The organism is Stenotrophomonas maltophilia (assembly GCF_002799245.1).
GTDB classification, from domain to species: Bacteria; Pseudomonadota; Gammaproteobacteria; order Xanthomonadales; family Xanthomonadaceae; genus Stenotrophomonas; species Stenotrophomonas maltophilia_S.
Map to the genome: position 1 here is coordinate 746681 of NZ_NEQV01000002.1, position 18080 is coordinate 764760.

Annotated in this window: 15 protein-coding genes; 9 read left to right on the plus strand and 6 right to left on the minus strand. The window is 66.8% G+C overall.

The window, feature by feature from the left end; genetic code table 11:
- The first annotated feature begins 66 nt into the window (after window positions 1-66).
- From B9Y64_RS09220 to B9Y64_RS09230, 3 genes are all read left to right on the plus strand, one after another.
- Window positions 67-780 (plus strand): response regulator transcription factor, encoded by a 714-nt coding sequence (locus tag B9Y64_RS09220; protein ID WP_100440422.1) that lies wholly within the window; start codon window positions 67-69, stop codon window positions 778-780.
- Window positions 767-2053, plus strand: a complete 1287-nt coding sequence (locus tag B9Y64_RS09225) for a sensor histidine kinase (protein ID WP_100440703.1) — start codon at window positions 767-769, stop codon at window positions 2051-2053. Before B9Y64_RS09220 ends, B9Y64_RS09225 begins: the two co-directional genes overlap by 14 nt.
- A 121-nt stretch (window positions 2054-2174) precedes the next feature.
- Window positions 2175-3425: a DUF819 domain-containing protein gene (locus B9Y64_RS09230; protein WP_100440423.1), complete on the plus strand. Its 1251-nt coding sequence runs from the start codon at window positions 2175-2177 to the stop codon at window positions 3423-3425.
- Between the two features lie 109 nt (window positions 3426-3534).
- Here B9Y64_RS09230 and B9Y64_RS09235 read toward each other — a convergent pair whose 3' ends face one another.
- Both B9Y64_RS09235 and B9Y64_RS09240 read right to left on the minus strand, forming a co-directional pair.
- Window positions 3535-3759 (minus strand): YbdD/YjiX family protein, encoded by a 225-nt coding sequence (locus B9Y64_RS09235; protein WP_005410613.1) that lies wholly within the window; start codon window positions 3757-3759, stop codon window positions 3535-3537.
- A complete protein-coding gene (locus B9Y64_RS09240; RefSeq protein ID WP_100440424.1) occupies window positions 3759-5840 on the minus strand; it encodes a carbon starvation CstA family protein in 2082 nt (693 codons plus the stop codon). Before B9Y64_RS09240 ends, B9Y64_RS09235 begins: the two co-directional genes overlap by 1 nt.
- A gap of 215 nt (window positions 5841-6055) precedes the next feature.
- Between B9Y64_RS09240 and B9Y64_RS09250 the strand changes: the two genes are divergently transcribed.
- Window positions 6056-6907 carry a pirin family protein gene (locus B9Y64_RS09250; RefSeq protein ID WP_100440426.1) on the plus strand — a complete coding sequence of 284 codons (852 nt, stop codon included), beginning with the start codon at window positions 6056-6058 and terminating at the stop codon, window positions 6905-6907.
- 128 nt (window positions 6908-7035) lie between these two features.
- On the opposite strand, the gene B9Y64_RS09255 is transcribed toward B9Y64_RS09250, so the two are convergent.
- The 4 genes from B9Y64_RS09255 to B9Y64_RS09270 all read right to left on the minus strand — a co-directional run bounded on the left by B9Y64_RS09255 (window position 7036) and on the right by B9Y64_RS09270 (window position 11894).
- Window positions 7036-7494 carry a hypothetical protein gene (locus B9Y64_RS09255; protein ID WP_100440427.1) on the minus strand — a complete coding sequence of 153 codons (459 nt, stop codon included), beginning with the start codon at window positions 7492-7494 and terminating at the stop codon, window positions 7036-7038.
- Window positions 7495-7691: 197 nt separating this feature from the next.
- Window positions 7692-8411: an aquaporin Z gene (gene aqpZ / locus B9Y64_RS09260; protein ID WP_100440428.1), complete on the minus strand. Its 720-nt coding sequence runs from the start codon at window positions 8409-8411 to the stop codon at window positions 7692-7694.
- Window positions 8412-8532: 121 nt separating this feature from the next.
- The gene (locus B9Y64_RS09265) at window positions 8533-9396 is read right to left on the minus strand and encodes a pirin family protein (RefSeq protein ID WP_049427674.1); all 864 of its coding nucleotides are present in this window, start codon (window positions 9394-9396) and stop codon (window positions 8533-8535) included.
- A 434-nt stretch (window positions 9397-9830) separates the two neighbouring features.
- The gene (locus B9Y64_RS09270) at window positions 9831-11894 is read right to left on the minus strand and encodes a 3-hydroxyacyl-CoA dehydrogenase NAD-binding domain-containing protein (RefSeq protein ID WP_100440429.1); all 2064 of its coding nucleotides are present in this window, start codon (window positions 11892-11894) and stop codon (window positions 9831-9833) included.
- A 235-nt stretch (window positions 11895-12129) separates the two neighbouring features.
- Here B9Y64_RS09270 and rpoE point away from each other — a divergent pair, with 235 nt between their 5' ends.
- From rpoE to lepB, 5 genes are all read left to right on the plus strand, one after another.
- A complete protein-coding gene (gene rpoE / locus B9Y64_RS09275; RefSeq protein ID WP_014038091.1) occupies window positions 12130-12750 on the plus strand; it encodes an RNA polymerase sigma factor RpoE in 621 nt (206 codons plus the stop codon).
- A complete protein-coding gene (locus B9Y64_RS09280) occupies window positions 12747-13628 on the plus strand; it encodes a sigma-E factor negative regulatory protein (protein ID WP_100440430.1) in 882 nt (293 codons plus the stop codon). Before rpoE ends, B9Y64_RS09280 begins: the two co-directional genes overlap by 4 nt.
- A gap of 74 nt (window positions 13629-13702) precedes the next feature.
- A complete protein-coding gene (locus B9Y64_RS09285) occupies window positions 13703-15235 on the plus strand; it encodes a DegQ family serine endoprotease (RefSeq protein WP_100440431.1) in 1533 nt (510 codons plus the stop codon).
- A 179-nt stretch (window positions 15236-15414) separates the two neighbouring features.
- Window positions 15415-17208, plus strand: coding sequence for a translation elongation factor 4 (lepA, locus tag B9Y64_RS09290; RefSeq protein WP_162292372.1), 1794 nt, complete (start codon window positions 15415-15417; stop codon window positions 17206-17208).
- A gap of 54 nt (window positions 17209-17262) precedes the next feature.
- Window positions 17263-18057: a signal peptidase I gene (gene lepB / locus B9Y64_RS09295; RefSeq protein ID WP_014038087.1), complete on the plus strand. Its 795-nt coding sequence runs from the start codon at window positions 17263-17265 to the stop codon at window positions 18055-18057.
- Window positions 18058-18080 lie beyond the last annotated feature (23 nt).

Here is an 18080-nt window from a genome sequence, read left to right on the forward strand (position 1 = left end):
GCAGGGCGACCGCATTCCGACATGGTCGGCGCTACCATGGTACGAACTTCCGTGGATCTTTCGTGCATGCGTCTGTTGGTGATCGAGGACAACCGCCAGCTGGTGGCCAACCTGTTCGACTATTTCGAGTCGCGTGGGCACGTGCTCGACGTGGCCCCGGATGGCATCACCGGCCTGCACCTGGCTGGCAGCCACCCTTACGATGCGGTGATCCTGGACTGGATGCTGCCGCGCATGGAGGGGCCGGAGGTGCTGCGTCGCCTGCGCGCCGAACACGCGTCGGAGGTGCCGGTGATCATGCTGACCGCGCGTGACGAGCTGCCGGACAAGATCGCAGGCTTCCGCGCCGGCGCCGACGACTACCTGACCAAGCCGTTCGCCCTGCCTGAGCTGGAAGTGCGGCTGGAGGCGCTGCTGCTGCGTGCGCAGGGCCGCAATCCTCGCAAGCGCCTGCAGGTTGGCGACCTGGTACTGGACCTGGCAACCCTGGAGGCCCAGCGCGGCAGCCAGGTGCTGCACCTGTACCCGGCCTGCCGCAAGCTGCTGGAAGTGCTGATGCGCGCCAGCCCGGGGGCGGTGACCCGTCAGCAGCTGGAGTTCGCCCTGTGGGGCGACGAACCACCTGATGGCGACCTGCTGCGCTCGCACGTCTACGAGCTGCGCCGCAGCGTTGATGGCCCCTTCGCCGACAAGCTGATCCACACCCTGCCGCGGGTTGGTTATCGACTGGCGGTGACCGCGGCCAGCGCCGCAGGCAAGGACGATGATGAAGGCGCGTAAGCCGGGCCCGCTGTACCGGCGCGTGGTGTGGTGGTTGCTGGGCTATCTGGCCCTGCTGTCGATCGCCGTGTTCAGCGTCGGCAACTACGTGCATGAACACGCCGAGCATGCCGCCTGGCGCGCGCTGCTCAATTCCGAACTGGACAGCATTGTCGACCACACCGAGCACGAGCCGCATTACCGCTGGCAGGATTCGGACACGCTCAGCCTGTTCCGCTTCGACGAGGGCAACATGCCCGAGAGCGTGCGCACGCTGCATCCTGGGCTGCATGATGGCGTACCGATCAAGGATCGGCAGACCGCAGTGATGGTGCGCGATACCGGCTCGATGGGGCGGGTGGCGCTGGCGCTGGACATCTCCGACTTCCATGACCTGGAGCAGTTCGCCACGCGTTGGGTGATGCTGGCCGGGGTGATCATGATCTTCGTCACCGTGCTGATGGCGTCCTTCGGCATGGAGCGCATGGTGCGCCCGTTGAGCCTGCTGGCACAGCACATCGGCGCGTTGCGGCCGGGCGTGCAGGGCCAGCGTATCGAGGTCGACCCGCGCGGCAGTTCCGAGCTGCACACCATCGCCGATGCGTTGAACGACTACCTGGACCGCAACGAGCAGTTCGTCGAGCGCGAGCGGGTCTTCATCAGTACCGCCAGCCATGAACTGCGCACGCCGATCGCGGTGATGACCGGTGCGGCCGAACTGGCGCTGGAGCAACCCGGCCTGCCAGAACGTGCCCGCCAGCAGATGCAGCGGGTCCTGCGCACGGCACAGAGCGTGGAACAGCTGATCGAGCTGCTGCTGGTGCTGGCGCGTGATCCGGCCCGCCTGGCCGCGCGTGCCGAGCGCATCGCACTGGACCAGCTGCTGCCGGAGATCGTCGACGACCATCGCCACCTGCTCGGTGACAAGGACCTGAGCATCGGCATCCAGGCCGCAGCGGTGGATATCGTCGCGCCGCTGGCGGTGGTGCAGGCGGCAATCGGCAACCTGCTGCGCAATGCCATCGAGAACAGCGGCCGCGGCCATATCGAGCTGCAGCTGAGTTCGTCGGCGGTGCTGACCCTGCAGGACCCGGGACATGGCATGAGCCCGGAGGAGATCGCCGCGATCCACGCCCGCATGGCGCGGGGTGAGCGCGCGGATCGTGGCGGCGGCATCGGCCTGGACCTGATCGCGCGGCTGTGTGAACACCTGGGCTGGACACTGCAGCTGCAGCCCTGCGAACCGCGCGGGACACGCGTCACCCTGGACTTCGGCGCCTCGCGCCCGGCGTGACCGGCATCCCAACCTGCTCCGCGCTGCGGCATGACCCGGCGTGAAGACAGTGTTAATCTCGACCTGCGCCGCTTTACGCGGCGCTTTTTTTTCCCCGCTCTTTCGATCGACAGAGGATCCCATGCCGACCGAACCCGCTACTGCCCTGATCAGCAACGATATCGTTGGACTGGGCCTGATTGCCGCCACCCTGGCCCTGATCTTCTGGGCCGCCAGTGGTCCGACCCCGTTGTTGAAGAAGATCTTCGCCTGGGTACCGGCACTGCTGCTGTGCTACTTCATCCCCGCCATCTACAACACCGCCGGTGTCATCGATGGCCACAACACCTCGCTGTACAACCCGGTCGCGCGCGACGTGCTGCTGCCGGCCGCGCTGGTCCTGCTGACGCTGTCGATCGACCTCAAGGGCGTCATCAAGCTTGGCCCGAAACTGCTGCTCGTGTTCTGTGCCGGTACCGCCGGCATCATGCTCGGCGCCATCGTCTCGTTCCAGCTGATGAAGCTGATCCACCCGGAAACCGTGGCCGGTGATACCTGGGCTGGCATGGCGGCATTGGCGGGCAGCTGGATCGGCGGCGGCGCCAACATGGTCGCGATGCGCGAAGTGTTCGGCACCGATGCCACCACCTTTGGCCAGTTCGCGGTGGTCGACGTGGCCTGCGCCAGCCTGTGGATGGCGATCCTGCTGTTCCTGGCCAACCGCGCGCAGCAGATCGACACCCGCAATGGTGCCGATACCCGTGCCATCGACGAGATGAAGGCGCGCATCAGTGCCTACGAGGCACAGAACGCACGCATTCCCAGCATGACCGACCTGATGGTGATCGTCGGCGTGGCGCTGGGCGGCGTCGGCCTGGCCCATGCCATCGCCGCGCCACTGTCAGGATGGTTCAAGGCCAATGTCAGCTGGGCCAGCCAGTTCAGCCTGGACAGCCAGTTCGTGTGGGTGATCCTGCTGTCCACCGCGATGGGCCTGGGCCTGAGCTTCACCCGCGCACGCCGGCTGGAAGCCGCAGGTGCCTCGCGGCTGGGTACCGTGTTCCTGTACTTCCTGATCGCCTGCATCGGCATGCAGATGAACCTGCTCTCGCTGCTGGATCGTCCGTGGCTGTTCCTGCTGGGGGCGATCTGGATGGCCACCCACGTGCTGGTGCTGTGGGTGGTGGCCAAGCTGCTGCGCGCACCGCTGTTCTTCTTCGCGATCGGTTCGCAGGGCAACATCGGCGCCGCGGCTTCGGCGCCCGTGGTCGCGGCGGCCTTCCATCCGACGCTGGCCCCGGTGGGCGTGCTGCTGGGTACGGTGGGCTATGCCACCGGCACCGGGCTGGCCTATGTCACCGGCCTGATCCTGAAGTGGATGGCCAACGCCTGAAGAAAAAGGGGACGGAGGGGATTAAGTCGTTTATGGCACAAACGACTTAATCCCCTCCGTCCCCTTTTTTCGGGAGGGGGCGGGCTGCGCGCCCGGCCCCCTTCCTGGCTCAGCAGCAACGACCACCGTTGCGTCCGCCGTAGCGTGCTTCCTGGCGTTCGCGGAAGAACGTCTTGTAGTCCATCGGCTCCTGGTCCGGATGCTTTTCCAGCATGTGCCGGACGTAGTTGTCGTAATCAGGAATGCCACAGCACAGCCGGGCGGTCTGCACCAGGCGCCGCCAGATGCGGCGGTGTGCCTGGTACTGCCCGGCAGGAACCAGTTGAGTGCTCATCACAGATCCACCATTTCATGCGGCTTCAGCGCCACGTACGGGGTCTCGCGGTCAGTGCGCTGCGGATTGCGGCGGGCCGCCAGGATGGTCTTGATCGAATACACCAGCACTGCGCCCACCACCAGCAGGAACAGCGCGGTCAGGCCGGTGTTGACGTAGGCGTTGACCACGATCTGCTTCATCTGCGCCACCGACTTGGCCGGTGCAGTGATCGTATCGCTGGCGAGGGCAGCCTGGAACTTGTGCGCCTGCGCCAGGAAACCCTGCGCCGGGTTGCTGTCGAAGATCTTGATGAAGCCGGCGTAGGTGGTGCAGATCAGCAACCACACCGCCGGTACCGCGGTGACCCACGCGTAGCGGTCACGCTTCATCTTGAACAGCACCACCGTGCCCAGCATCAGCGCGATGCCGGCCAGCATCTGGTTGGAGATGCCGAACAGCGGCCACAGCGTCTGGATGCCACCGAACGGATCGACCACGCCGGTGTAGAGCAGGTAGCCCCACAGCGCCACGCAGCCGGCGGTACCGATGATGTTGGCGGTCCACGACTCGGTTTTCTTCAGGGCCGGCACGAAGTTGCCCAGCAGGTCCTGCAGCATGAAGCGGCCGGCGCGGGTGCCGGCGTCAACCGCGGTCAGGATGAACAGTGCCTCGAACAGGATCGCGAAGTGGTACCAGAACGCCATCATCGCGTCGCTGCCGCTGGGAATCGCTTCATGCAGGATCTGCGCGATGCCCACCGCCAGTGTCGGCGCACCACCGGCGCGGTGCAGGATGGTCGGCTCGCCGATCGCCGCCGCGGTCGCGGTCAGCTGCTCGGGCGTGATGGTGAAGCCCCAGGTGTTGGTGATGTAGTGCGCCGCCGAAGCAGCATCGGCACCGATCACCGCTGCCGGGCTGTTCATCGCGAAGTAGATGCCCGGATCAATGATCGAGGCCGCCACCAGTGCCATCACCGCCACGAACGATTCCATCAGCATGCCGCCGTAGCCGATGTAGCGCATGTGCGCTTCATTGGCCAGCAGCTTCGGCGTGGTGCCGGAGGAGATCAGTGCGTGGAAACCCGACACCGCACCGCAGGCGATGGTGATGAACAGGAACGGGAACATGCCGCCCTTCCACACCGGGCCATCACCGCTGGCGGCGAACTGGGTCAGCGCCGGCATCTTCAGTTCCGGCATCACCACCAGGATGCCGATGGCCAGCGCGATGATGGTGCCGATCTTGAGGAAGGTCGACAGATAGTCACGCGGGGCCAGCAGCAGCCACACCGGCAGTACCGATGCGACGAAGCCGTAGCCGATCAGCATCCAGGTGATCTGGGTGCCGGTGAAGGTGAACGCCGGGCCCCACACCGGGTCGGCGGCGACCTTGCCGCCGTACCAGATCGCGGCCAGCAGCAGGATCAGGCCGACCACCGAGATCTCGCCGATCTTGCCGGGGCGGATGTAGCGCATGTAGACGCCCATCAGGATCGCGATGGGCATCGTCGCGATCACCGTGAACATGCCCCACGGGCTTTCGGCCAGCGCCTTGACCACCACCATCGCCAGCACCGCCAGGATGATGATCATGATCAGGAACGCACCGAACAACGCGATGGTGCCGGGCACCTGGCCCATTTCCTCGCGTACCAGGTCGCCCAGCGAGCGGCCGTTGCGACGGCTGGACAGGAACAGCACCATGAAGTCCTGCACCGCACCGGCCAGCGCCACGCCCACCACCAGCCACAGCAGTCCAGGCAGATAGCCCATCTGCGCGGCCAGGACCGGGCCGACCAGCGGACCGGCGCCGGCGATGGCGGCGAAGTGGTGGCCGAACAACACGTGCTTGTTGGTCGGCACGTAATCCAGGCCATCGTTGTTGATCACCGCCGGGGTGGCCCGGGTCGGATCCAGCTGCATCACCTTGTTGGCGATGAACAGGCTGTAGAAGCGGTAGGCGACCAGGTACAGCGAAACCGCTGCCACCACGATCCACAGTGCGTTGATGTGTTCACCGCGGCGCAGGGCCACCGTGCCCAGACAGAATGCGCCGAGCAGGGCGAGTGCCGCCCAGCCCAGTTTGGAAAACCCTTTCATGAGGTGCTCTCTCCCGGAAAGACAGACAAAGAGTCCCGCGTGGCCTCGACAGGGTCAATTGGCACAGGACGAATCGGCGTTAGTACTTTGGTCGTACAGCGGTTGTGCTGACGTGCAGCGAACATCAGGGATGGAACAATCGGTTGCGGTGCCATCCATTGGCGTACGGCCATGTGGCGTCCATCTTCAGTGGCATCCATCCAACAGGAGTCGCCATGAGCTTTCCCGAACCGGTCCGCGTGCTGCGGACCATCCGTGGCATGCCCACCTCCGACGGTGCCGGCGTGCGCCTGACCCGAGTGATCGGCGGCCCCACGCTGCCCGACCTGGATCCGTTCCTGCTGCTCGATGAATTCGGCACCGACCGCGCCGAGGACTACATCGCCGGTTTCCCGGAGCACCCGCACCGCGGTTTCGAGACCGTCACCTACATGCTCGACGGACGCATGCGGCACCGCGACAACCACGGCAACGAAGGCCTGCTGACCCCGGGCAGCGTGCAGTGGATGACCGCTGGCCGTGGCCTGGTGCACTCGGAGATGCCCGAGCAGGAGAGCGGGCAGATGCGCGGCTTCCAGCTGTGGGTGAACCTGCCGGCGAAGGAGAAGATGACCGAGCCGAAGTACCAGGAGTTCGCGCCCGAGCGCATTCCCGTGGTGCAGCCGGAAGCCGGCGTGGACGTGAAGGTGATCGCCGGCACGGTTGACGGCACCCACGGCCCGATCGTGCAACCGGCCACCGAGCCGCTCTACCTGGACATCACGCTGGCGCCTGACCGGGCCTGGACCTACACGCTGCCGGAAGGCCACAACGCCTTCGCCTATGTATTCGAAGGTGCGCTGACGGTGGGCGAGCAGGATGCCGCCCGCGATGTCGCGCGGCAGGAACTGGCGGTGCTGGGCGGTGGCGAACAGCTGCATGTTTCGGCGGGCAGCGAAGGCGCGCGCCTGATCCTGGTGGCCGGCCGCCCGCTGCGCGAGCCGGTGATGCGGCACGGCCCGTTCGTGATGAACACGCGGCAGGAACTGATGCAGGCCTTCGTCGATTTCCAGGAAGGCAAGTTCTGAGGGAGTGCCGGCCGCTGGCCGGCAACCTCTTCTGATCAGGATCGAAGGAGGTGCCGGCCAGCGGCCGGCACTACCCGTGGATCGAGGTGCATTGCGGGGATGCTGCCAGGCAGTCATCCCCGTCACCTTCAGCGCCCGGCGGCCACGGCCGACGGGGTCAGGCTCATGCCCTGCGCCAGCTGCTGCAGCGAGCCCAGCTCCTGCGCGCTGTCCGGATACAGCGAAATCTGCGCGTAACGCCCTTTGTCGATCTTGACCACGCTGATGCGCCGTTCGGCATACCCCGGCGGTTGCTGGCCGCCCAGGTCGGGCTGGTACCAGTACAGCGATTCGCCGCCGAAACTGCCTTTTTCCTGGCGCAGCGAGCGGCTCAGCGGAATGGCGGGGTCACGCGCGCTGAGCATCAGGCTCAGCACTTCGCGGCCATCGTGGGTGCTGGCGCGGCAGACCAGGAAATCGGCCTGCACCTGCTGCTGCCACTGCAGCCCGCTGCTGGCGGGCAGCGAAGGACACTCGGACGGTGCCTGCGCGGCGGCCTGGGCCGCGGCAAACAGCAGGCTCGACAACATGACAGGCACGAACTTCATGCATCCCCCAAGGTGATGAGTTGTTTGGATCCGCCAGCGGGGCCAGCGGCCATGGCATCCCATCCCCGGATGCCACCCCCTCCGGCATGTGCACGGACGGTCAACTCAACCTTAACGGAACGTGAGCAATCGCACAATTCGCGGTTACAGACGTAACCATTGCGGCCGATGGTCGGCCGCAATGGGTGCCGCGTGGGTCAGCGGTCGCTGCCGATCCACTTGTAGATCAGGCCGCCGATCGCGCCGCCCAGCAGGGGGGCGACCCAGAACAGCCACAGCTGGCCGACGGCGCCGCTGCCGGCAAAGAAGGCCACGGCGGTGGAGCGGGCCGGGTTCACCGAGGTATTGGTGACCGGAATGCTGATCAGGTGGATCAGGGTCAGCGACAGGCCGATCGCCAGCGGGGCGAAACCGGCCGGTGCCTTGCCGTGGGTGGACCCCATGATCACGATCAGGAACACCGCGGTCAGCACCACTTCGCACAGGAAGGCGGCCGCTACGCTGTAGCCACCGGGCGACAGTGCGCCATAGCCATTGCTTGCGAACGCACCGGCCTGGCTGCCATCAATGGCGAAGCCGCTGGCGCCGGAGGCGATCTGCAGCAGGATGAAGCCGGCCAGCAGGCCGCCGGCGACCTGGGCGATGATGTAGGGCACCAGATCCCTGGTCGGGAAGCGGCCGCCAGCCCACAGCCCGACGCTGACCGCCGGGTTGAAGTGCGCGCCGGAGATATGGCCGAACGCATAGGCGCCGGTCACCACGGTCAGGCCGAAGGCGAGCGCTACGCCGAGGAAACCGATACCCAGCGGATTGCCGTCACCGCCGAACTTGGCGGCCAGCACCGCACTGCCACAGCCACCCAGAACCAGCCAGAACGTGCCGAGGAACTCGGCGGACAAGCGTTTACCCATGCTCATGTGTTGCACTCCTTTGACGGCAGAAAGTGTGATTTATGTCACATTTCAATGATCAGCGGGTGACTGTAGCGTCAACGCCGGGTGCAGGGATACACCCTCGAATGTGTGCAACACGCGATGTTCAGTACTGCGGCAGCGGGATGAACTCCTTGTCGTCGCCCGGGATGGTGCCGAAGCGGCCGGCTTCCCAGTCGTGCTTGGCCTGCTCGATGCGCTCCTTCGAGCTGGACACGAAGTTCCACCACAGGTGCCGCGGGCCATCCAGCGGCTCGCCACCGAACAGCATCGCCTTCACTGGCGTCTTCGCGCGCAGGCGGCCTCGTGCGCCGGCTTCGGGAATCACCAGGTGCTGGGCGGGAATGTCCACGCCATCCAGTTGCGCCTCGCCTTCGAGGATGTACAGCGCGCGCTCGCGGTGGCCGTCGTCGATATCGATCTCCGCATCCGGGTCCAGATCGATCGCCACGTTGAGGGTGTCGGCGAACACCTTCACCGGCGATTCCTCGCCGTACGCACGGCCGGCGATCACCCGCAGCCACGCGCCGTTGCGGCGCTGCTCGGGCAGGGTGGCGGCGGCATGGTGATAGAACGCCGGCTCGATCTCCTCATGCGACTTCGGCAGCGCGACCCAGGTCTGCATGCCGTGGATCGGGTTGTCGTGATCCCGGTCCGGTTGCGGCGTCCGCTCGGAATGGGCGATGCCGCGGCCGGCGGTCATCCAGTTGACGTCACCGGGACGGATCACCTGATCCGAACCCAGCGTGTCGCGGTGGCCGATGGCGCCGGACCACAGATAGGTGACCGTGGCCAGGCCGATATGCGGATGCGGGCGCACGTCGATGGCCGTGCCCGGATGCATGAGTGCCGGGCCCATCTGGTCGACGAACACGAACGAACCGATGCTGCGCGCCTGCAGGGTAGGGACGGCGCGACGGACTTCGAGGCCGCCGATGTCGTGCACGCGCGGGGCGATGATGGTGGTCATGCGGGCGTTCTCGCTGGCAGGGATCAGGTGATCAGCATCGCATGTGGCTGTGACGGGGACATGCCCCGTAGGGGTAACAGGTTGTTCCAGCCAACGGCGCAGCCCCTCGTGGCTGTGGGTTGGTCGCTGAAGGCGGAAGCAAGATCAAAAGCCGCGCTTGGCCGGGCGGGTGGGTTGCGCAGGACACGCCGTAAACCCCGCTCCGCGGTCCGGCCCAGCCGCTGGCGGCTGTGCGTTCGGGCGCTTGCGAAGCAGTGCTTCGCAAGCAAAGCGCCCTCACCCCTGGAGGCTTGGCAGCCGCATCCATGCGGCTGACACCCCCGCGAACCCACCCCGCCCAACAAACAGAAAAGCCAGAGCCGCTGTGGCTCTGGCTTTTGCTGTAGCTGTTGCCTCTGCGGGTGCCGGGCCGCAGGCCCGGCCGATGAAACCTCTTACACCACCGGTTCGCGCAGGGCGGGGTTGTCCCAGCCCGGGCGCGGCGCGAAACGGTCGCCATGGCGCTGCTGCAGCGCCTTCAAGCGCTCGACGATCACATCGGCACCGACCGCGCGGATGTGCTGGATCGGGCCACCGCGGAACGGTGCGAAACCGGTACCGAAGATCACGCCGGCATCCAGCAGGTCCGCATCGGCCACCACACCCTCATGCAGGCAGGCCACCGCTTCGTTCAACAGCGGCAGGATCAGGCGGTCCTCCAGATCGGCCGGGGCCTGGTAGTCGCTGGCCACGTCCGGCTTCTTCGGCTTGCCGTTTTCCCAGGTGTAGATGCCCTGGCCATCCTTCTTGCCGCGCTTGTCCGGCTCCACCGTCTGCAGCGCAGCCGGAATCTGCAGGCCCAGGAACGGTGCCAGTTCGCGGCCGACGCCGGCGGCCACGTCCAGGCCGACGGTGTCGATCAGTTCGATCGGGCCCATCGGCATGCCGAACTTCACGGCAGCCTTGTCGATCACCGGGCCCGGGATGCCTTCGGCGTATGCCGTGGCTGCCTCCAGCATGTACGGGAACAGCACGCGGTTGACCAGGAAGCCGGGGCTGCCGGCCACCGGTACCGGGAACTTGCCCAGCGCCTTGCAGAACGCGGCCAGGCGACGCTCGGTTTCCGGTGCCATGCCGTCGTGATGGATGATCTCCACCAAGGGCATCTGCGCGACCGGGTTGAAGTAGTGCAGGCCGGCGAACTGCGCCGGGCGCTGGATGTGGTCACGCAGCTCCAGCAACGGAATCGACGAGGTGTTGGTGGTCAGCAGCGCGTCCAGCTTCATCTTCGGCTCCAGCGTCTGGTAGAGCGCACGCTTGGCTTCCGGGTTCTCGATGATCGCCTCGATCACCAGGTCGGCCTCGGCCACGCCGTTGCCTTCCAGGTCGGCACGCAGGCGCGCGGCCACGGCGGTGCGCTTGCTCTCGTCGCGCACCTTCTTGGCGAACAGCGCCTGCGCGCGTTCCATGGCCGGGTCGATGAAGCGCTGTTCGCGGTCCTGCAGGGTCACCTCGAAGCCCTTGTAGGCGGCCCACGCGGCGATGTCGCCGCCCATCACGCCGGCACCGACCACATGCACGTGGCGGATGCCGGAATCACCGCCGCCCAGGCCCTTCAGGCGCTCGGTGAGGAAGAAGATACGGATCAGGTTGCGTGCGGTCGGCGTGCTGGCCAGCTTCACCACCGCACGCCGCTCGGCGTCCAGGCGTGCCTGGATCGGCTTGCCGCCGCTGCGCTGCCAGGTGCTGATCAGCGCGTACGGCGCCGGGTACTGGTCCTTCTTGGCCTTGCGCGCGACCTGCTTGACCATCTGCGGTGCCAGCAGCGTGCGTGCCAGCCAGGTGTTGGTGGCCCACGCCGTCGCGCGCTGCTTGAACGGGCGGGTGGTGCCGGACAGGGCCAGGGCGACGGCGGTATCGAGCACCACCGCCGGTGCCACCACCTTGTCGACCAGGCCGATGCCACGCGCGGCCGAGGCCGACAGGGTACGGCCGGTCAGCATCATGTCCATCGCCGCCGGGGCACCCACCAGTTGCGGCAGGCGCGCGCTGCCGCCCCAGCCCGGGAAAATGCCCAGCTGGGTTTCCGGCAGGCCGATGCGGGTGCTGCTGTCATTGGAGGCCACGCGATAGCGGCAGGCCAGCGCCAGCTCGGTACCGCCGCCCAGGCAGTGGCCGTGGATCGCCGCCACGGTGGGGCAGGGCAGCTCGGCCAGCTTCTGATAGGTGGCCTGGCCGCGCCGGATCGCGTCGTTGACGGTGCCGCGACGGTCGAATTCCTGGAACTCCTTCAGGTCGGCACCGGCGATGAAGCCGGCCTTCTTCAGCGACTGGATCACCACGCCCTTGGGCGGGTCCAGGGCGATGCGCTCAAGCAGGTCGCCCAGTTCCAGCAGCACGTCCTGCGACATCGCGTTGACGCTGCTGTCCTGACGATCCAGGGAGAGAACCACCACGCCGTCGTCGCGGATCTCGGGGTGCCAGTGGCTGAAGCGGAGACCATCGAAGCCTGAGAGCATGGACGTTCCATCCGGTTGTGTATGGTGAAGCGGCTATGATCCAGAGGTTGTTTCCCCCGCGTCAAATCCCAATAGCAGGGGAGTGGCGCCCCTGGATCCATGGCCGTGGACCGGGACGCTAACGGAACGGTGGTTAAAAGCTGGTGCGGCGCCGGGTGATCGGCGACTGAACTTTTCCCGGGATTGGCAGTCTCATTGCCCGACGTCGGTTGGGCTGACAGGAGTGCGGCCCCTCATGGCCGATGTTGATACACCTCAGGAGCTGGACCTGGAGCTGGTCCGGCGCGTGCAGCACGGCGAGAGTGCCGCGTTCGATGTCCTGGTGCGCAAGTACCAGCATCGGGTCGTGGCCCTGGTCGGTCGCTACATCGCCGACTGGAGCGAATGTCAGGACGTCGCCCAGGACACTTTCATCCGTGCCTACCGCGCGATCGGAAGTTTCCGTGGCGATGCCCAGTTCTCAACCTGGTTGCATCGAATCGCCGTGAATACCGCCAAAAACTACCTGGCTTCACACAATCGACGTCCGCCGACCGATGACATCGACATCGGCGACGCCGAGCAGTTCGACAGCGGTACCCGCTTGCGGGACACCGACACGCCCGAGCGCGAATTGATGCGCCAGGAGCTGGAACAGACGGTCATGAAGGCCGTCAACGCGCTGCCGGAAGAACTCCGGTCGGCGATCACCCTGCGCGAGGTGGAAGGCCTGAGCTACGAGGATATCGCGCAGAAGATGGGGTGCCCGATCGGCACCGTGCGTTCACGGATCTTCCGGGCGCGCGAGGCGATCGACACCGAACTCCGGCCGCTGTTGGACATCGGCAGCGCCACCCGTGAGAAGAGCCGCGTATGACCAGTAACCCGTTCAATGAATCGCAGAACCATCAATCGCCCGCCGGGCAGCGCCTGGACCAGCGCCATCGCGAGCAGCTGTCGGCCCTGGTCGATGGCGAACTGGGCGCCGATGAAGCGCGCTTCCTGCTGCGCCGGATGGAGCACGACCCCGAGCTGGCCGGCTGCCAGGAGCGCTGGCAGCTGCTGGGCGACGTGATGCGTGGGCAGGCCCCGGCGTTGGCACCGGCCGGCTTCAGCGCTGCCGTGGCTGCTGCCATTGCGGCCGAGCCGACGCCGCAGCCCGAACCCCGCCGCCAGGTGCGTCGCAGTGCTTGGCGGGCCTGGGGCGGCGGCGCTGCCCTGGCCGCATCGGTTGCTGCGGTGGCACTGTTCATCGGCGGCGAGAAGCTGAAGGAGGCCACGCCCGGCGAACCACTGGCACCGCAGGTGATCGCCAGCCAGGCGGAACTGCCGCCGGCGCCGTCCCAGCCAGCCCCGGTGACCGAAGCCTCGGTGGACACCGCCGCGATGGCGGTGGCCGGTGTGCCGGCAGTGGCGATGGCCGCAGCCAACCGTCGCCAGGACGCCCGCCGTGCCAGCGCCACGCGCAGCCAGCAGGCCGCGCGTGCCGCCCAGCGCGACGATACCCCGCAGCGCGCCATCGCTGCCGCGCAGGCACCGTTGACCCCGACCGTGCCGGCCAACGCCAACCGCAACCTGCCGTTCGGTGAGGTCGGCGGGCTGCAGGCCCGGCCGTGGCCGCGCTCCAGCCTGGCGCCCGCCGCAGGTGGCGCGCTCAATGCCAGCTTCCCGGCCCACGCCGGTGGCGCCGCGTTCTACCCGTTCGAGCCGCGCCTGCAGGACGACCTGCCGGTGCCGCCGCGCCCGCGCGACTGAGCCGGGTGCCTTCACGCCCCGCCGTCGGCGGGGCCCGTATTTCTCTTTCCACCCGACCCGGAGGTTGCCGTCCGATGACTCCCCGACTCCGCACGCAGGCCATTGGCCTGCTGGCCCTGACCCTTCCCCTGGTGGCCTGCGCCCAGGCTCCGGCGCCTGCCGCCCAGACCCAGCCTGCGCCGGCTGCGGCGCCGCGGGCGCCCGCGCAGCCGCTGGTCAGTGGCCTGCCCGACTTCACCAACCTGGTCGAACAGGTCGGCCCGGGCGTGGTCAACGTCGATACCACGATCGTCCGCAACAACCGCCAGGCCTCGCGCGGCCCGATGGGCGACGACGACATGCCGGAGTTCTTCCGCCGCTTCTTCGGGCCGGACTTCCCGATGCCGGGGCAGGGACCGGGTGGGCAGGACGGCGGCCCCAGCATCAAGGGGCGTGGCATGGGCTCGGGCTTCATCATCTCGCCCGATGGCTATGTGCTGACCAACTACCACGTGGTGGCCGACGCCAGCGACGTGAAGGTCAAGCTGGGCGACAGCCGCGAGTTCACCGCCAAGGTGGTGGGCAGTGACCAGCAGTACGACGTCGCCCTGCTGAAGATCGACGGCAAGAACCTGCCGACCGTGCGCGTGGGTGACTCCAACACCCTGAAGCCGGGCCAGTGGGTTGTCGCGATCGGCTCGCCGTTCGGCCTCGACCACTCGGTCACGGCCGGCATCGTCAGCGCGCTGGGCCGCAGTACCGGTGGCGCCGATCAGCGCTACGTGCCGTTCATCCAGACCGACGTAGCGATCAACCAGGGCAATTCCGGCGGCCCGCTGCTGAACACCCGTGGCGAAGTGGTCGGTATCAACTCGCAGATCTTCTCCGCCTCCGGCGGCTACATGGGCATCAGCTTCGCGATCCCGATCGACCTGGCGATGAGCGCGGTCGAGCAGATCAAGAAGAGCGGCAAGGTCACCCGCGGTCAGCTCGGCGCCGTGGTCGAGCCGATCGATTCGCTGAAGGCGCAGGGCCTGGGCCTGCCGGACAGCCGTGGCGCACTGGTCAACCAGATCGTAGCCGGCAGTGCGGCCGCCAAGGCCGGCGTGCAGGTGGGCGATGTCATCCGCTCGGTCAACGGCAGCGCGGTCAACAGCTGGTCCGACCTGCCGCCGCTGATCGGTGCGATGGCACCGGGCAGCAAGGTGAACCTGGTGGTGTACCGCGACGGCAAGCCGCACAACCTCAGTGCCACGCTGACCGCATTGAGCGAAGACGGGCAGGCCAATGCCCGCGGGCCGTCGGCCGGCGGCGCCGAGGCGGCTCCGCAGACGGGTGCCAATGCCCTGCTGGGGCTGGACGTCAGCGACCTGAACGCGGCCCAGCGCAAGCAGTTCGGGCTCAATGGCAACGAAGGCGTGCGCATCACCGGGGTCAAGGGCCAGGCGGCGCGTGATGCCGGCCTGTCGCCGGGCATGGTGATCCTGCAGGTCGGCCGCGTTGCGGTCGGCAGTGTCGATGCCCTGAACCGGGCGCTGTCCAGCTTCAAAAAGGACGATGTGGTGATGCTGCTGGTCCGCACGGCCAACGGCAACAGCGCCTTCGTGGCGGTCAAGGCCGGCCAGTAAGGCCTGCCGGGGCCGCTCCGGCGGCTCCTGCTTTTCCCCTGAAGCCCCGCCTCGGCGGGGCTTCAGCCGTTCAGGGACGGTCCGATGAGGCAGTTTTCGCGGCCGGGCGCCGGGCATGCGATAATCGACCGTTACCCTGACGACGCCGCGCGCCGCCGCCACCTATGTCTTCTGATTCGATGCGGAACATCCGCAACTTCTCCATCATCGCCCATGTCGACCACGGCAAGTCCACGCTGGCCGACCGCATCATCCAGCTCTGCGGTGGCCTGCAGGCCCGTGAGATGGAAGCGCAGGTGCTCGACTCCAATCCGATCGAGCGCGAGCGTGGCATCACGATCAAGGCGCAGTCGGTGTCACTGCCGTACCTGGCCAAGGACGGGCAGACCTACCACCTGAACTTCATCGACACCCCCGGCCACGTCGACTTCTCCTATGAAGTCAGCCGCTCGCTGGCCGCCTGCGAAGGCGCGCTGCTGGTGGTCGACGCGGCCCAGGGCGTGGAAGCGCAGTCGGTGGCCAACTGTTACACCGCGGTGGAGCAGGGCCTGGAAGTGGTGCCGGTGATCAACAAGATCGACCTGCCCACCGCTGACATTGAGCGCGCCAAGGCCGAGATCGAGGCCGTGATCGGCATCGACGCCGCCGACGCCGTGCCGGTCAGTGCCAAGACCGGCCTCAACGTGCAGGACGTGCTGGAAGCGATCGTCCATCGCATCCCGCCGCCGGTGCCGCGCGACACCGACAAGCTGCAGGCGCTGATCATCGACTCCTGGTTCGACAACTACCTGGGCGTGGTCTCGCTGGTGCGCGTGATGCAGGGCGAGATCAAGGCCGGTGACAAGCTGCAGGTGATGTCGACCGGCCGCAATCACCAGGTCGACAACGTCGGCGTGTTCACCCCGAAGCGCAAGGTGCTGCCGGCGCTGCGTGCCGGTGAAGTGGGCTGGGTCACCGCCAGCATCAAGGACGTGCACGGTGCGCCGGTCGGCGACACCCTCACCCTGGCCGGCGATCCGGCACCGAAGCCGCTGCCGGGCTTCCAGGAAATGCAGCCGCGCGTGTTCGCCGGCCTGTTCCCGGTCGACGCCGAGGACTACCCGGACCTGCGCGAAGCGCTGGACAAGCTGCGCCTGAACGATGCCGCGCTGCGTTTCGAGCCGGAAAGCTCCGAAGCGATGGGCTTCGGCTTCCGCTGCGGCTTCCTCGGCATGCTGCACATGGAAATCGTGCAGGAGCGCCTGGAGCGCGAGTACAACCTGGACCTGATCAGCACCGCGCCGACGGTGGTGTATGAGGTCCTGAAGACCGATGGCTCGATCATCAACATGGACAACCCGGCCAAGCTGCCGGCGGTGAACCAGGTCGAGGAGATCCGCGAGCCGATCATCCGTGCCAACGTGCTCACCCCCGAGGAGTACATCGGCAACATCATCAAGCTGTGCGAAGAAAAGCGCGGCAGCCAGATCGGCATCAACTACCTCGGCAGCCAGGTGCAGATCAGCTACGAGCTGCCGATGGCCGAGGTGGTGCTGGACTTCTTCGACAAGCTGAAGTCGGTCAGCCGTGGCTATGCCTCGCTGGACTACCACTTCGTGCGCTTCGACGCGGGCCCGTTCGTGCGCGTCGACGTGCTGATCAACGGTGACAAGGTCGACGCACTGTCGCTGATCGTGCACCGCAGCCATGCCGATCGTCGCGGCCGCGAGCTGTGCGAGAAGATGAAGGACCTGATCCCGCGCCAGATGTTCGACGTGGCCATCCAGGCCGCTGTCGGTTCGCAGATCATCGCCCGTACCACGGTCAAGGCGATGCGCAAGAACGTGCTGGCCAAGTGCTATGGTGGCGACGTTTCGCGCAAGAAGAAGCTTCTGGAAAAGCAGAAGGAAGGCAAGAAGCGCATGAAGCAGGTCGGCCGCGTGGAGATTCCGCAGGAAGCGTTCCTGGCCGTTCTGCAGATGGACAACAAGTAAGCCCGCACCGGCCCCGCGGGGCCGGTCGTCCGGTGACGTTGCAAAGGACCCTGAATGAAACTGTTTGAGATCCTCCTGGTCGTGCTGACCCTGGCCTCGGGCCTGATCCTGCTCGCGGACAAGCTGTATCTCGCCAAGCGTCGCGCCCAGCGCGCGGGCCTGCTCGATTCCGAGCCGGTGCTGGTGGACTACTCGCGTGCGTTCTTCCCGGTGCTGGCAATCGTGCTGATCGTGCGCAGTTTCATCGCCGAGCCGTACAAGATCCCGTCCAGCTCGATGATGCCGAACCTGCTGATCGGCGATTTCATCCTGGTCAACAAGTTCTCCTACGGCCTGCGCCTGCCGATCAGCAACACCAAGATCGTGCCGTTCGGCGAGCCGTCGCGCGGCGACGTGGTGGTGTTCCACTTCCCCGGCCACAGCGACAACGACCCGGCCAAGGGCGAGAATTTCATCAAGCGCGTGATCGGCGTGCCGGGTGACACCGTGGTCTTCGAAGGCGACGGCGTGATCCTCAATGGCGAACCGCTGAAGTACGACAACAAGGGCATCTACGCCGGCCACAAGGGCCAGGGCGAGGGTGCCAACCTGCTGGTCGAGCACCTGCCGGGCCGCACCCACACCGTGCTGGAGACCGACTATCCGCGTGGCCAGGGCCAGTGGACCGTGCCGGCCGGCAAGTACCTGGTGATGGGCGACAACCGTGACAACAGCGACGATGGCCGATTCTGGGGCCTGCTGCCGGAAGAAAACCTGCGCGGCAAGGCCTTCCTGATCTGGCTGAACTGCCAGGGCTGGTTCTGCAAGGATGGCTTCGAGCCGTCGCGGATCGGCTCGAGCATCAACTGACCGGGCATCAACTGAGTACCTTC

Excerpts from the sequence above, each read along its gene's own strand:
- aqpZ (WP_100440428.1), bottom strand. The coding sequence starts at position 8,411 with ATGAGCATGGGTAAACGCTTGTCCGCCGAGTTCCTCGGCACGTTCTGG.
- B9Y64_RS09250 (WP_100440426.1), top strand. The coding sequence starts at position 6,056 with ATGAGCTTTCCCGAACCGGTCCGCGTGCTGCGGACCATCCGTGGCATG.
- B9Y64_RS09280 (WP_100440430.1), top strand. The coding sequence starts at position 12,747 with ATGACCAGTAACCCGTTCAATGAATCGCAGAACCATCAATCGCCCGCC.
- B9Y64_RS09265 (WP_049427674.1), bottom strand. The coding sequence starts at position 9,396 with ATGACCACCATCATCGCCCCGCGCGTGCACGACATCGGCGGCCTCGAA.
- B9Y64_RS09270 (WP_100440429.1), bottom strand. The coding sequence starts at position 11,894 with ATGCTCTCAGGCTTCGATGGTCTCCGCTTCAGCCACTGGCACCCCGAG.
- B9Y64_RS09240 (WP_100440424.1), bottom strand. The coding sequence starts at position 5,840 with ATGAAAGGGTTTTCCAAACTGGGCTGGGCGGCACTCGCCCTGCTCGGC.
- B9Y64_RS09285 (WP_100440431.1), top strand. The coding sequence starts at position 13,703 with ATGACTCCCCGACTCCGCACGCAGGCCATTGGCCTGCTGGCCCTGACC.
- lepA (WP_162292372.1), top strand. The coding sequence starts at position 15,415 with ATGCGGAACATCCGCAACTTCTCCATCATCGCCCATGTCGACCACGGC.
- B9Y64_RS09220 (WP_100440422.1), top strand. The coding sequence starts at position 67 with ATGCGTCTGTTGGTGATCGAGGACAACCGCCAGCTGGTGGCCAACCTG.
- rpoE (WP_014038091.1), top strand. The coding sequence starts at position 12,130 with ATGGCCGATGTTGATACACCTCAGGAGCTGGACCTGGAGCTGGTCCGG.
- B9Y64_RS09235 (WP_005410613.1), bottom strand. The coding sequence starts at position 3,759 with ATGAGCACTCAACTGGTTCCTGCCGGGCAGTACCAGGCACACCGCCGC.
- B9Y64_RS09225 (WP_100440703.1), top strand. The coding sequence starts at position 767 with ATGAAGGCGCGTAAGCCGGGCCCGCTGTACCGGCGCGTGGTGTGGTGG.
- lepB (WP_014038087.1), top strand. The coding sequence starts at position 17,263 with ATGAAACTGTTTGAGATCCTCCTGGTCGTGCTGACCCTGGCCTCGGGC.
- B9Y64_RS09255 (WP_100440427.1), bottom strand. The coding sequence starts at position 7,494 with ATGAAGTTCGTGCCTGTCATGTTGTCGAGCCTGCTGTTTGCCGCGGCC.
- B9Y64_RS09230 (WP_100440423.1), top strand. The coding sequence starts at position 2,175 with ATGCCGACCGAACCCGCTACTGCCCTGATCAGCAACGATATCGTTGGA.